This window comes from Streptosporangiales bacterium (assembly GCA_009379955.1).
Classification (GTDB): domain Bacteria; phylum Actinomycetota; class Actinomycetes; order Streptosporangiales; family WHST01; genus WHST01.
This window is the reverse complement of record WHST01000063.1, coordinates 22,477-37,249: the sequence shown is the minus strand read 5'-3', so window position 1 is coordinate 37,249 and position 14,773 is coordinate 22,477. Positions and strand designations below refer to the sequence as shown.

Here is a 14,773-nt window from a genome sequence, read left to right as displayed (position 1 = left end):
TGGCACAACTGGACCACCGGCGTCACCAGCAAACGATCACTCACCGCCTACGACCACTGACCAGCAGCTTCACGGAATCATTCATCTAGCCGTTGCGTCCGCCCGCCCGCCCGCCCCTGACCCAAATGATCATGTTAAGTGCGCCATTTCGGTGATCCCACCGCGAATCGGGGGTTCCCACGTGCTGCAGGCGACGGGAACACCCGAATCACGCGGACGCGACGCCTGTGGACCGCTCCGGGACGTACACCGGCCGCCGTCCACAATCGTGGCTCGCCGTTCCGCCACCACCCTCGGCGTCCGTCATGGTCGGTCCATGAATCCACGACTCGCCGCCATCGCGGACGCCCAGCACGGTCCGTTCACCCGCGCGCAGGCCCTCGCGTGCGGCCTCTCCGACGACGAGCTGCGTCATCTCGTCCGGGTACGCGAGCTGCGTCGGCTGCGCAGGGGTGCCTACGTCCAGCAGCAGCGGTACGACCGACTCGACGCGGTGGGGAGGCACGTCCTCCGCGCCCACGCCGTGGGGCTCTCACTCGAGGATCGGACGGCGTTCAGCCACGTGACCGCCGCGGCTCTGCACGGGCTGGTGCTGTGGGACGTCGACCTCTCCCTCGTCCACGTCACCAGACTCGACACCGGCGCCGCTCGCCGGTGCGCGGGTGTCGACCATCACGCGGGGATGATCGACGCCGCGGAGGTCGTGCGCGTGTGCGGCCTGCCGGCCGTCCATCCGGCCCGCGCCGTGGTCGAGGTGGCGCTGACGTCCGGGCTCGAGGCGTCCGTCGTGGCCGCGGACTCGGCACTACGCCGCAGACTCGCGACGAAGCCGGAGCTCGATCGCCTGTTCGGCGAGATGCGCCTGTGGCCGTGCTCGGGTTCGGCGGGGAGGGTCATCTCGTTCGCGGACGGGTTGTCGGAGAGCGTCGGCGAGTCGCGGGCGCGGGTGCTGTTCGCCCGGCAGGGCCTGCCGGTTCCCGTCCTCCAGCGCGAGATCGTCGACGAGGCGGGGAGGTTCGTCGCCAGGGTCGACTTCCTGTTCGAGGACGAGCGCGTCGTGGTCGAGTTCGACGGCGACGTGAAGTACCGCGGTACTGGCGTCGACCCGTCCGACGTCGTCATCGCCGAGAAGCGCCGAGAGGACCGGCTGCGCGAGCTCGGCTACGAGGTCGTCCGCGTGACCTGGTCCGACCTCGCGCAGCCCGAACGCACGGCCCGGCGCATCCTCGCCGCGTTCGCACGGAACAGGACGCGCTCGCGGCACCCGCGTACGGCGTAGGCGCACCAACCATCCGGGCATCGTGATTCGGGGGTTCCCGCCGTCTGCAGCAGATGGGAACGCCCGAACCACGGTGGGATCACCGAAAAGGCGCACTTAACATGATCATTTGGGGAGCGCCCGGAGGTAGCCCGCTGCCTCCAGGTGGGCGAGGATCGCGCGCACGGCCTCCGCCACCGGGACCTCGGCGGTGTCGATTCTGAGGTCGGCGTCCGTGGGCGGTTCGTAGGGGTCGCTGACGCCGGTGAACTCCGGGATCAGGCCGGCGCGGGCCTTCGCGTACAGGCCCTTGCGGTCGCGCGCCTCGGACACCTCCAGGGAGGTGGCCACGTGGACGAGGACGAACCCGCCCCCGGCCGCCGTCACCATCTCGCGGACCGCGGCGCGGGTGGCGGCGTACGGGGCGATGGGGGCGCAGATCGCGAGGCCGCCGTGCCGGTTCACCTCGGCGGCGACGAAGCCGATGCGCAGGATGTTGCGGTCGCGGTCGGTGCGGGAGAAGCCGAGGCCTGCCGACAGCATGCGGCGGACGACGTCGCCGTCGAGCAGCGTGACCGTACGGTCGGCGCGCTCGGTCAGGGCGTCGTACAGGGCACGGGCGATCGTGGACTTGCCCGACCCCGACAGCCCGGTGAAGAACACCGTGACGCCGCGTTCGGTCAGCGGCGGCCGCACGTGCGCGAGCTCCGCGGCGACCTCGGGCGGGGTGTACCACTCCGGGAGCGGCTCCCCGGCGGCCAGCAGGCGCTCGACGTCGGCGGCCGCCAGTGGTGGACGCCGGTCCCCGGCCGGCACCTCGTCCTCAGGACGCCATGCCTGCTCGCGCTCGTCGTACGCCACCGGCGGCGGCGCCACGAGCCCGGCCGTGCCGGCCATGCCCGTGGTGGTCCCCGGCGCGGCGAGCAGGGCGGTGCCGTAGCGCCGTGCCACCAGGGCGGTAAGCGCGAGGTCGTGGTCGGGCCGGTCGCGACGCGCGAGTCGCACGGCCACGACGGCGGCGTCCGGCAACCGGTCGCGCGCGGCGAGCGCGAGCCGGACGAGCGACTCGGGCGGCAGCATGCGGTCGCCCGCGGTGGGCACGAGCAGCAGGACGCGACCGTCGCCGAGACCGGCGGCCGCGCGGCGGATCGCGGCGAGATCGGGGTGGTGCAGCGGACGGTCGACGACGACGCCGAGCACCGGGCGGTCGCCGGCCAGCTCCGCCGCGACCTCGGCCGGCGGCCGGTGCAGGTGCCGGAACACCCCGGCCGTGGACGCGCCGCCCGGCTCGACCGGACCCGCGAGGTACGACGTCGCGCCGTCCGACCAGCGACCCTTCACGCGGAGCGTGGCGACCGGCGTGCCCTCGGGGTCCTCGAGCACCAGGGCGCCGGCCGACGCCGCGGCATCGGCGACGTCCGCGGGGACCGGCAGCGTGACGGGCACCGGCCACGCCGTGCCGTCGGACAGCCGCCCGGACGCGACGACGGCGTGCACGTCGTCCTCGCCGAGGAACCCGTCGAGCGGCGCGAGCGCACCGTTTCGCAGCAGCTCGGTGTCGGCCAGCGCGCGCGGGTCGAGCGCGAATGCCGGCGGCGCTCCGGTGTCGTCGGCCACGGTCCTCCTCGGGGTCGGGCGAGTCACCGGCACCCTACGGTCGGCGCGCGGAGGCCCGACCACCGGTTGCGAGATCGCCGACACGCTGAGTGCCACCGGGATCACAGGCGCGGCCGGCTCGTTCACCCGGCGCGTGCGCCGGGATGGCAAGCCGTACGGTGACGACGCGCCCGGCGCGCCCGGGCCCGGAGGAGGACGCCGAACGTGCCCGACCCGCAGATCCTGACCATCACCGTCCTCGGCGTCGTCCTCGTGCCACCGGTGACGTACGTGCTCGCGCTGCGCGCACGCATCTCCGCGGCCGGACGGCTCGCCGCGATCCGCGACCGGCTCGTCGACATGCGTGCCGGGCTCGACCGGAGCATCACCCCGGTGGGCGCGTTCGTCGTGCTGGCGTCGACGGTGCTGACGGTCGTGACCGGCGTCATGTACGCACTCGGTCGCGTGGTCCCGCACCTGCAGCCGCTCGACTGGGTCGTGTTCCGCTGGATCGCCGCCCACCAGACCGACGGCTTCACGGCGGTCATGTCCGTCGTCACGCAGATGGGCAACAAGTACCAGTGCTGGATCGTGTCCGCGGTGATGGTCGTGGTGTTCGCGCTCGTCGCCCCGCGCCGTCGCTGGGTCGGCCTGCTCGTGCTCGGCGCGATGATCGTGCTCCAGCACTACCAGCAGGTCGGCATCGCAGACGTCATCCAACGCGGGCACCCGCCCGACAGCGGCGGCACGTTCCCGTCCGGTGCCTCCGCGCGGATCGCCGCGATCTACGGCACCGGCCTGTTCCTGATCCTCCGCGCGCTCGGGGTGTCACGGCGGGTCTGGGCGGGTGCCTGGGCGCTCGTCGCGGTACTGATGTTCGTCGAGGGCTGGTCGCGGGTCTACCTCAACGCGCACTGGGTCAGCGACGTCCCGCCGGGCTGGGTCAACGGCGTGCTGATGCTGCTGGGTTTCGTCTTCGCGTCGTGGAACCTCGTGCCGGTCAGGTCTCGACGCCCGCCAGGAGGGGTTCGAGCAGCACCGTCGGGTGGTCGCGCTGGACGGAGCGCAACCGCCAGACGTCGGTGAAGAGCGCGAGCAGCTCGCCGTCCGAGCGCTCCATCACCTCGCACCCGCGCTCCCTGTCGAGCAGCCCGACGTGGGCGGCCGCGGTGCGCCTGGCCAGGCCGTAGTCGAGCCGGTCGAGCGTGACGGGTGCGCCGAACTCGTGCTGCATCCGGTGCGTGGCGACCTCGAACTGCATCGGCCCGACCGCCGCGAGCACCGGCGCGGCACCGCCCCTGCGGTCCGACCGCAGCACCTGCACGACGCCCTCCTGCTCCAGCTGGGTGATGCCGCGCTGGAACTGCTTGTACCTGCCCGAGTCGTTCGCGCGGACGACCGCGAAATGCTCGGGCGCGAAGCTCGGGATGCCGGGGAACGCGACCGGCGTCTCGTCGTACATCGTGTCGCCGACGCGGACGGCCGAGGCGTTGACGAGTCCGACGATGTCGCCGGGGTACGCGACGTCGATGGTGTTGCGCTCGCGGCCGAACACCTGCTGCGCGTACTTCGTCGTGAACGGGCGTCCCGACGCGGCGTGGGTGACCACCATGCCGCGCTCGAAGACACCCGAGCACACCCGGATGAACGCGAGCCGGTCACGATGCGCGCGGTCCATGCCGGCCTGCACCTTGAAGACGAAGCCGCTGAACGGCGCGTCGAGCTCGCGCACGGCGCCGTCGACGTCCGGGCGTGGCCGCGGCGGCGGAGCGAGCTCGGCGAGGTTCTCCAGCAGCCGTCCGACCCCGAAGTTCATCACCGCCGCGCCGAACAGGACCGGTGTCGTGGTGCCGGCGAGGAACCCCTCGTGGTCGTGGTCCTGTCCCGACGCCCCGAGCAGGTCGGACTCCTCCACCGCCGCGGTCCAGGCGGTGCCCTCCTGCGCGGAGGCGAGCCGCGGCGGGATACGTTCCTCGACCGCGCGCGTCGCACCGCCCGACGTCCTGCCGAAGCGGACGAGCTCGCGGGTACGCCGGTCGAGCACCCCGCGGAAGTCCCCGGCGACGCCGACCGGCCAGGTGAGCGGGGTGGGGCGCAGGCCGATCCGCTGCTCGATCTCGTCCATCAGGTCGAGGGGGTCGCGGCCCGGCCGGTCCCACTTGTTCACGAACGTGATCACGGGGATGCCGCGGTACCTGCACACCTCGAACAGCTTCAACGTCTGCGGCTCGAGCCCCTTCGCCGCGTCGAGCAGCATCACGGCGCAGTCGACGGCGGCCAGCACCCGGTAGGTGTCCTCGGAGAAGTCGGCGTGGCCGGGGGTGTCGAGCAGGTTGATCACCACGTCGCCGTACGCGAACTGCAGCGCCGCGGAGGTGATGGAGATGCCGCGGGCGCGCTCGATGTCCATCCAGTCCGAGACCACACCGCGGCGGCCGCTCTTGCCGTGGACGGCGCCGGCCTCGCCGATCACCCTGGCGTGGAGCGCGAGCGCCTCGGTCAGGGTGGACTTGCCCGCGTCCGGGTGGCTGATCACCGCGAAGGTGCGCCGGCGCGCCGCCTCGCGGACCACCGCTGGCGTCTGCACGTCGGTTCCGGTCACCCCGACATGATCGTGCAGGCATCGGGACGAGACGACGGCGCCCCTCCTTGCTCTCGGTCATCGCCGGTGACAGCCGGTCCGAGCACGTTGGCTGCGGGCTGGTGCCTCGCTACGCTCCGACCCGTCGCAACCGGGGGCGTCACAGCTATACCTTGAGGAGTTTCGTGCGCCCCGTCGCCCGCCCGCTCGCCGTCGCCCCCGTCCTCGCCCTCACCGCCGCACTCCTCTCCGCCCCGACCAGCGCCGCCGCGCCCGAGGCCGAGCACGGCCGCCTCGTCAACAGTGCCCCGAGCACCGCCACACCGAACATCGTCGGCGGCACCACGTACACCATCGCGAAGCTCGGCGACAAGATCTACGTCGGCGGCTCGTTCACCCAGGTATCCAACCGGGGCAGCTCGAGCGTCTGGACCCGCAACCGGCTGCTGGCGTTCGACGCGAACACCGGCAAGCTCGACAGCACGTTCACGCCCGACATGGACGGCACGGTCAGCGCGGTCATCCCCGGCCCCAGCGGCACGCTGTACGTCGGTGGCGCGTTCAAGACCGTCAACGGCGCGACGGTCCGCAACCTCACCCGGCTCGACGCGGACACCGGTGACGTCATGCCGGGCTTCACGTCGGTGCCGTTCAACGGCGCGGTCAACACCCTGTACGACACCGGCAGCCGGCTGCTCGTCGGCGGCAACTTCACGACGGCGGGCGGCGCGGAGCACCGCGGGCTCGTCTCGGTAAGCCGTGCCTACGGCAAGCTCGACGGCTACCTGTCGGTCGACGTCGAGGGTCACCACAACTACACCGGCCTGCCCGGCCAGGCCCAGGGCGCCGTGGGCGTGCGGGACATGGCCGTCAGCCCGGACGGCTCGAGCCTCGTGGCGATCGGCAACTTCACCTCCGCGGACGACCTCCCGAGGGACCAGATCGTGCGCGTCCGCCTCGGTGACACGGCGTCCGTCGACCCCGACTGGGCGAGCCCCACCTACGAGGCGCCCTGCAACCCGTTGAGCTTCGACAGCTACATCCGCGACGTCGACTTCTCGCCCGACGGCTCGTACTTCGGCGTCGTGTCCACCGGCGGCTACGGCGACAACGACCCGGCGTGCGACACCGCGAACCGGTTCGAGGCCGACGCCAGCGGGACCGACGTCCGGCCGACCTGGGTGTCGCGGACCGGCGCCGACACCCTCCTCGGCCTGGAGATCACCGACAAGGCCATCTACGTCGGCGGCCACCAGCGCTGGCTGAACAACGCGAACGGACGCGACTCCGCCGGCACCGGCGCCGTGCCCCGGCCGGGCATCGGCGCGCTCGACCCGCGCAACGGCCTGCCGCTCAGCTGGAACCCCGGGCGCAACCCCCGCGGCCAGGGCGCGTCGGAGCTGATGGCGACCGACGAGGGCCTGTACGTCGGCAGCGACACCGACTACATCGGTAACCGGAAGTACCTCCGCGGCAAGATCGCGTTCTTCCCCGTCGACGGCGGCGCCGCGGTCCCCGCCGAGAACACCGGCACGCTGCCCGGCACCCTGATGTTCGCGGGGTCCGACGGCGTCGCGAAGAAGCGCTCGTTCGACGGCACCGACGTCGGCTCTGCCTCGACGGTGCCCGGCGCCGGCAGCTGGGTCAACGTCCGCGGCGGGTTCATGGTCAACGGCACGATGTACTACGGCAACGCCAACGGCAGCATGTACAAGCGCACGTTCGACGGCAGCACCTTCGGCACCGTCACCGCGATCGACCCGTACAACGACCCGGCCTGGGTCAACGTGCAGACCGGCTCGGGACAGACGTACCGGGGCCAGGCGCCGTACCTGTACCGCGAGCTCGCCGACGTCGGCGGCATGGCGTACCGCGACGGGCGGCTGTACTACACGCTCATCGACCGGCCGGGGCTGTTCTACCGGTACTTCTCGCCGCAGAGCGGCGTGCTCGGCGCCACCGAGTACACGGCCTCGACCGACAGCAGGTGGAACTCCGCGGGCGGCATGTTCGTCGCCGGCGACTACCTGTACTGGTCCAACAGGTCGAACGGCAACCTGTACCGCGCCGCGTGGGCCGACGGGAAGCCGGACGGCCCGGCCACGACGCTGAGCGGCCCGACGGTCGACGGCAACGACTGGAAGACGAAGGTCATCTTCCTCGTCGCCGGCTCGTAGACCCGACCGCTCCCTTTCCGTCATCGCCGGGTCACGAATCGGCGGAGTTCCCCGATCGTCCGTGGCCCGGTGAGCCCCGACATACGCTCACAGCGCTTGCGTCGGCCGGGTCGGGAAGAGGGCTGTGGTGCGGGGATTCGCGGTCGGTGGCGGTCTTCACCGTGGCGTCGTGACCGTCCTGGTGACGGCTGCCGCGCTCGTCGCTTCGCTTCTCACGTTCGCCGGTCCGGCGCGGTCGGCACCGCTCGCGCACGGCAGGCTCGTCGACGCCGTGCCGAGCGAGGCGACGCCGAACATCCAGGACGGCGCCACGTTCGCGATCGCGAAGGTGGGCGGCAAGGTCGTCGTCGGCGGGTCGTTCACGACGGTGGCGAACCGCGGCAGCTCGACCGTCCTCACCCGCAACAGGATCCTCGCGTTCGACGCGGCCACGGGAGTGGTCGACACGGCGTTCGCGCCGAGCCTCTCCGGCTCCGCGGTCAACGCGCTGTGGCCGGGGCCGGGCGACTCGGTCTACGTCGGCGGCGCGTTCAGCTCGGTCAACGGCACGAGCCGACGCAACGTCGCGCTCCTCGACACCGACACGGGCGCGGTCGTCTCGAGCTTCGCGCCGGCCGCGACCAACGGCGTGGTGAACACGCTCCGGACGGTGGGGGACCGGTTGCTCGTCGGCGGCAACTTCACGACCGCGGGCGGCGTCGCGCACGGCGGGCTCGCGTCGCTGGACGAGGCGACCGGTGCGCTCGACCCGTACCTGAGCGTCCACGTCTCCGGCCACCACAACTACACCGGCGCGGCGGGCGAGGCGCAGGCGGCGGTCGGCGTGAAGGAGATGGACGTCTCCGCCGACGGCGCCACGCTGGTGGCGATCGGCAACTTCAAGGCCGCGGGCGGACTGACCCGGCGCCAGCTCGTGCGGATCCGGCTCGGCGCGGACTCGGCGACGGTCGACCCGAACTGGAGCACCGACGCCTACTCGGCGCGCTGCTCGTACTGGGCCTTCGACAGCTACGTCCGCGGCGTCTCGTTCGCGCCCGACGGCTCCTACTTCGTCGTCGTCACGACGGGCGGCCCGTACGGGACGGCCAACCTGTGCGACTCGACCGCACGGTTCGACACCGCCACGTCGGGGACGAGCGTCGCGCCGCGGTGGGTCGACTGGACCGGCGGCGACACCCTCTGGTCGGTCACCGTCACCGGCACCGCCGTGTACGTCGGCGGCCACCAGCGCTGGCTGAACAACCCCGACGGCAGGGACAGCGCCGGCGCCGGTGCCGTACCGCGTCCCGGCATCGGTGCGCTCGACCCGCGCAACGGCGTGCCGCTCTCGTGGAACCCCGGACGCAACCCACGTGGCGTGGCGGTCAAGGCGCTGCTCGCCGCCGACAACGGGCTGTACATCGGGCAGGACACCAACTACATCGGCAACCGCAGGTACATGCGCGGCAAGGTCGTGCTCTTCCCGCTCGCGAGCGGTGCGGATACACCGGCCGAGGACACCGGCTCGCTGCCCGGCGACGTCTACCTGCCGCAGGCGAACAACACCGTGCTGAAGCGCGGATTCACCGGCACGAGCGCCGGCTCGACGACCACGCGTCCCGCCGACACGATCAACTGGTCGAACGTGCGTGGCGCGTTCATGGTCGACGGCACCCTCTTCTACGGGCGCACCGACGACAACCTGTACCGCCGTACGTTCGACGGCACGACGTTCGGCCCGGAGACGCTGATCGACCCGTACAACGACCCGCTCTGGATGAACGTGTCCACCGGGTCGGGCCAGACCTACCGCGGCGCGAAGCCGGGCTTCTACGCGCAGCTCTCGGAGCTGACGGGCATGTTCACGACCGGCGGGCGCGTGTACTACACGGTGACGGGCAACTCCGGCCTGTACTCGCGTGCGTTCTCCGCGCAGAGCGGGATCACCAACACCGTCCAGTCGACGGTGTCGAGCTCGGTCAACTGGTCGCGGGCCAGCGGCCTGTTCCTCGCCGCCGGCCGGCTCTACTACGGCGACTCCGTCGACGGCAACCTGCGCAGCGTGGCGTGGACGAACGGCGCGCCGGCGGGCACGTCCACCGTGGTGAGCGGTCCCGGCGTCGACGGCAACGACTGGCGGAGCAGCTCGATGTTCCTCTACGCGGGGGTGCCGGTGCCCAACCGGCCGCCGACCGCGTCGTTCACCGAAGACTGCACCGAGCTCTCGTGCGACGTCGACGCGTCGGCGTCCGCCGACCCGGACGGCACGATCGCGTCGTACGCGTGGGAGTTCGGCGACGGCGCCGCGGGCACGGGCGAGACCGCGTCGCACACCTACGGCGCCGAGGGCACGTACACCGTGACGCTGACGGTCACCGACGACGACGGCGCGACGGCGACGACCCGGCGCACGGTGACCGTCGACGACAGCACCGAGCCGCCCGGCGACCTCTCGTACGTGGGCGTCAGCCGTGACAACGGCAACGTGAAGACCCAGACGGTCGCGACGCCCGCCGGCACGGCCGCGGGCGACACCCTCGTCCTGTTCGTGTCGTGCAGCTGCACCGCCGCGGCGCCGCCCGGCGGCGACCTCGGCGGCTGGACCGCGCTCGGCACGCGGGACGCGTCCGGCCTCGTCACGACGGCGTACCGCACGGTCGTCGCGGCGGCGGACGTGGGCGAGTCGGTGAGCGTGACGTACCCGGCGTTCCTGAAGTCGGACATGACGATGCTCGCCTACCGCGGCACGGACCCGGCCGACCCGGTCGCCGCGGCCGCGTCGGCGAGCGACGCGGGCACGACCGTGCACACCACGCCGACCGTCACGGCGGGAGCCGGCCAGTGGGCGGTGTCGTACTGGGCGGACAAGTCCTCGGCCACGACGGTGTTCACGCCGCCGGGCTCAGTGACGGTGCGGAGCACCCAGATCGGGGCAGGCGGCGGACGTATCTCGTCGCTGGTCGCGGACAGCGCGGGCACGGTGCCGGTGGGCGGCTACGGCGGCCTGACGGCGACGACGAACGCGTCGTCGGCGAAGGCGGTGACGTGGACGGTCCTGCTGCGCTGACCCAGCTGCCGTCGGTGCTTCACCTCGCCAACCGGGACTTCACCTCGTCCCTGCGCTGGGTGAAGTCCCTGTTGATCACGTTGACGTGATCAACAGGGGCCGGCCGTCGCGCTCACCACTGGCGACGGCGGTCAGGCGGCGGAGCCCCCGCCGGGGAGGTCGTGGTCTGCCTGGTCGGCTTCCTCGCGGCGGCGGCGTAGGAGGGCCTGGAGCTCGGCGATCTCGGCGTCGATCTGGGCCATCGCGCCGGCCCAGTCCGGGCGGGCGCCCGGCTCCTCGGTCTCCGTCTCGTCCACCGCGGGGGTCGTCTGCTCTCGCACTGGTGCACCTCTCGTCAAGGCCGGTCACGGTCGCGCGGCCCCCGTGCGCGTCCCAGGGTCGGACGCGCCTCCGCATGATGTGACGGTCCGTAGCGTAGTAGCGACACGTCGTGACGATGGAACCGACGCGCCCGAAACCCGTTCGCGGGCCCGGGTGCCTCCGCCGGCTGTCGGAGCCGCGAACTAGGATTGAGTCCTCACCCGGGGTCCGATGCGGACCTCGGGCACTTGCGTTGCTCAAGGAGAGCCCGGTGACCCTCCAGGGACTGCTCGACGTCGTCGCCACCGACCACGCCGTGGCGGGCGCGGTGACCTCGGCGCGTGCGGGCGACCGACCGACACACGACCTGACGGCGCCGTCGGCGTTGCGCCCGTTCGTGGTCGCCGCGGTGGCCCAGCGCGCGCCGCGCACCGTCCTCGCCGTGACGGCGACCGGGCGCGAGGCCGAGGACCTCGCCGTCGCCCTGCGCAGCCTGCTCGACCCCGCGAGCGTCGTCGAGTTCGCCGCGTGGGAGACCCTGCCGCACGAACGGCTGAGCCCGCGCAGCGACACCGTGGGCCAACGGCTCGCCACCCTGCGCCGGCTGCGTCACCCCGGACGCGACGGCGGCGCGGTGTCGGTCGTGGTCGCGCCGGTGCGGAGCCTGCTGCAGCCGCTCGTCCCCGGCCTCGGCGACCTCGAGCCGGTCGTCGCCCGCACCGGCGACGAGGTGCCGCTCGAGGAGATGGTCGACCGCCTCGCGGCGGCGGCGTACACCCGCACCGACCTCGTCGAGAAGCGCGGCGAGTTCGCCGTTCGCGGCGGCCTGCTCGACGTCTTCCCGCCGACCGAGGAGCACCCGCTGCGCGTGGAGTTCTGGGGCGACTCCGTCGAGGAGGTCCGCTACTTCCGGGTCGCCGACCAGCGCACGCTCGAGGCTGCGCCGGCCGGGCTGTGGGCGCCGCCGTGCCGCGAACTGCTGTTGACCCCCGAGGTGCGCGAGCGCGCCAGGGAGCTGTCCGGCAGGCATCCCGAGCTCGCCGAGATGCTCGACCAGCTCGCCGAGGGCATCGCGGTCGAGGGCATGGAGTCGCTCGCTCCCGCGCTCGTCGGCGACATGGTGCTGCTGCTCGACGAGCTGCCGGCGGGCAGCCACGTCCTGCTCTGCGACCCCGAACGGGTCCGCACCCGGGCCCACGACCTCGTCCGCACGAGCGAGGAGTTCCTGCAGGCGTCGTGGGCGGCCGCGGCCGGCGGCGGTAACGCCCCTGTCGACCTCGGCGCGGCGTCGTTGCGCGAGCTCGGCGACGTCCGCTCCTACGCCCTGGCCCTCGGCATCCCCTGGTGGAGCGTGTCACCGTTCACCGCCGATCCCGACGACGACTCGGCGGTGGTGGTCGACGCGCGTGCGGCCGAGGAGTACCGCGGCGACACCGAACGCGCGCTCACGGCCGTCCGTGAGTGGCTCGCCGACGACTACCGCGTCGTGCTCGTCACCGAGGGGCACGGGCCGGCCGAGCGCCTGGTCGAGCTGCTCGGCGACCGCGACGTCGGCGCCCGCTACGAGCCCGACCTCAAGGACCCGCCGGAGACCGGCGTCGCGTACGTCGCCACCGGTGGGCTCGACCGCGGGTTCGTCGCCGAGTCGATACGCCTCGCGGTGCTCACCGAGGCCGACCTCGCCGGTCAGCGCAGCTCCACCAAGGACATGCGCCGGCTGCCGAGCCGCCGGCGCAAGGGCGTCGACCCGCTGCAGCTGCGCACCGGCGACCACGTGGTGCACGAGCAGCACGGCGTCGGGCGCTACATCGAGCTCGTCTCGCGCAACGTCCAGGGCGCTACGCGCGAGTACCTCGTCATCGAGTACGCGTCGTCGCGTCGCGGCCAGCCGGGCGACCGGCTCTACGTCCCCACCGACCAGCTCGACCAGGTCACCAGGTACGTCGGCGGCGAGGCGCCCACGCTCAACAGGCTCGGCGGCTCCGACTGGGCCAAGACCAAGGGCCGGGCCCGCAAGGCGGTACGCGAGATCGCCGGTGAGCTGATCCGCCTCTACTCCGCCCGGCAGGCGACCAAGGGTCACGCGTTCGCGAACGACACCCCGTGGCAGCACGAGCTCGAGGACGCCTTCCCCTACGTCGAGACGCCCGACCAGCTCGCGGCCATCGACGAGGTCAAGCGCGACATGGAGCGCGAGACCCCGATGGACCGGCTGATCTGCGGCGACGTCGGCTACGGCAAGACCGAGATCGCGGTGCGCGCGGCGTTCAAGGCGGTGCAGGACGGCAAGCAGGTCGCCATGCTCTGCCCGACCACGCTGCTCGCCCAGCAGCACGAGTCGACGTTCTCCGAACGCTTCGCGCCGTTCCCCGTCGTGGTGAAGACGCTGAGCCGGTTCGTGAGCGGCAAGGAGCAGCAGGAGGTCCTCGCCGGCCTCGCCGCCGGCTCGGTCGACGTCGTCATCGGCACCCACCGGCTGCTCTCGTCCGAGGTCAGGTTCAAGGACCTCGGCGCGGTGATCGTCGACGAGGAGCAGCGCTTCGGTGTCGAGCACAAGGAGTTCCTCAAGCGGCTGCGCACCCAGGTCGACGTCCTCACCATGTCGGCGACCCCGATCCCGCGCACGCTGGAGATGGGTCTCACCGGCATCCGCGAGATGTCGGTCATGCAGACCCCGCCCGAGGAGCGCCACCCGGTGCTCACGTTCGTCGGGGCGTACGACGAGCGCCAGATCACCGCCGCCGTACGCCGCGAGCTGCTGCGCGACGGCCAGGTGTTCCTCGTGCACAACCGGGTGCAGAGCATCGAGCGCGTCGCGGGCCGGCTGCGCGAGCTCGTGCCCGAGGCGCGCGTCGCCGTCGCGCACGGCCAGATGAGCGAGGACCGCCTGGAGAAGGTGATGGTCGGCTTCTGGGAGAAGGAGTTCGACGTCCTCGTCTGCACCACGATCGTCGAGAGCGGCCTCGACATCCCCAACGCCAACACCCTCGTCGTCGACCGGGCCGACATCCTCGGTCTCGGTCAGCTGCACCAGCTCCGCGGCCGGGTCGGGCGCAGCAGGGAGCGCGGCTACGCGTACTTCCTCTACCCACCGGAGAAGCCGCTCACCGAGCAGGCGTACGAGCGGCTGCAGACCGTCGCGCAGCACACCGAGCTCGGCGCGGGCACGTTCGTCGCGATGAAGGACCTCGAGATCAGGGGATCGGGCAACCTGCTCGGCGACGAACAGTCGGGTCACATCGCCGGCGTCGGCTTCGACCTGTACGTGCGCCTCGTCGGCGAGGCGGTGGCGGAGTACCGCGGCGAGACCACCGAGGAGCTCGCCGACGTCCGCGTGGAGCTGCCGCTCGACGCGCACATCCCGCACGGCTACGTGCCGAGCGAGCGGCTGCGGTTCGAGGCGTACCAGCGCATCGCGCAGGCCGACTCCGAGGACGACATCACCGCCGTGCGCGACGAGCTCACCGACCGCTACGGCACGGTGCCGGCTCCGGTCGAGACGCTGCTCGACGTCGCGCGCTTCCGGTCGTTCGCCAGGCGGCACGGCATCACCGACGTCACCCTGCAGGGCAACCAGGTGCGGTTCGCGCCGCTCGAGCTGCGCGAGTCGCAGGTGCTGCGGCTGCAGCGGCTCTACCCGCGCAGCCTCGTCAAGACCCCGGTGCGCACGGTGCTCGTGCCCAGGCCCAAGGCCGGCGGCATCGGCGGCGCCCTGCTCCGCGACCGGGAGCTGCTCGACTGGTGCCGCGGCGTGCTCGACGCCCTGTTCGAGCTCCCCGCCCCGGTGAGCGGCTGATCGCTTGACTAGAGTGCGT

At 72.4% G+C, this 14,773-nt stretch carries 8 protein-coding genes; 5 read left to right on the top strand and 3 right to left on the bottom strand.

The window, feature by feature from the left end; translation table 11 throughout:
• Positions 1-316 precede the first annotated feature (316 nt).
• Positions 317-1,279: a hypothetical protein gene (locus tag GEV10_18720; protein ID MQA80482.1), complete on the top strand. Its 963-nt coding sequence runs from the start codon at positions 317-319 to the stop codon at positions 1,277-1,279.
• A gap of 105 nt (positions 1,280-1,384) precedes the next feature.
• Here GEV10_18720 and cysC read toward each other — a convergent pair whose 3' ends face one another.
• Entirely contained in the window at positions 1,385-2,875 is a 1,491-nt protein-coding gene (cysC, locus tag GEV10_18715; GenBank protein MQA80481.1) for an adenylyl-sulfate kinase, read from the bottom strand.
• Positions 2,876-3,079: 204 nt separating this feature from the next.
• Here cysC and GEV10_18710 point away from each other — a divergent pair, with 204 nt between their 5' ends.
• Complete coding sequence (locus GEV10_18710; protein MQA80480.1) at positions 3,080-3,940, top strand: phosphatase PAP2 family protein; 861 nt, start codon at positions 3,080-3,082, stop codon at positions 3,938-3,940.
• On the opposite strand, the gene GEV10_18705 is transcribed toward GEV10_18710, so the two are convergent.
• On the bottom strand, positions 3,855-5,456 hold the full coding sequence (locus tag GEV10_18705) for a peptide chain release factor 3 (protein ID MQA80479.1): 1,602 nt from the start codon (positions 5,454-5,456) through the stop codon (positions 3,855-3,857). The two genes, GEV10_18710 and GEV10_18705, sit on opposite strands and share 86 nt — an antisense overlap.
• Positions 5,457-5,608: 152 nt before the next feature.
• On the opposite strand from GEV10_18705, the gene GEV10_18700 reads away from it, so the two are divergent.
• Both GEV10_18700 and GEV10_18695 read left to right on the top strand, forming a co-directional pair.
• The gene (locus GEV10_18700) at positions 5,609-7,612 is read left to right on the top strand and encodes a hypothetical protein (GenBank protein ID MQA80478.1); all 2,004 of its coding nucleotides are present in this window, start codon (positions 5,609-5,611) and stop codon (positions 7,610-7,612) included.
• Positions 7,613-7,781: 169 nt separating this feature from the next.
• On the top strand, positions 7,782-10,658 hold the full coding sequence (locus GEV10_18695; GenBank protein MQA80477.1) for a PKD domain-containing protein: 2,877 nt from the start codon (positions 7,782-7,784) through the stop codon (positions 10,656-10,658).
• A gap of 131 nt (positions 10,659-10,789) precedes the next feature.
• On the opposite strand, the gene GEV10_18690 is transcribed toward GEV10_18695, so the two are convergent.
• Positions 10,790-10,978, bottom strand: coding sequence for a hypothetical protein (locus GEV10_18690; GenBank protein MQA80476.1), 189 nt, complete (start codon positions 10,976-10,978; stop codon positions 10,790-10,792).
• Between the two features lie 251 nt (positions 10,979-11,229).
• Between GEV10_18690 and mfd the strand changes: the two genes are divergently transcribed.
• A complete protein-coding gene (mfd, locus tag GEV10_18685; protein MQA80475.1) occupies positions 11,230-14,754 on the top strand; it encodes a transcription-repair coupling factor in 3,525 nt (1,174 codons plus the stop codon).
• Positions 14,755-14,773: the final 19 nt, after the last annotated feature.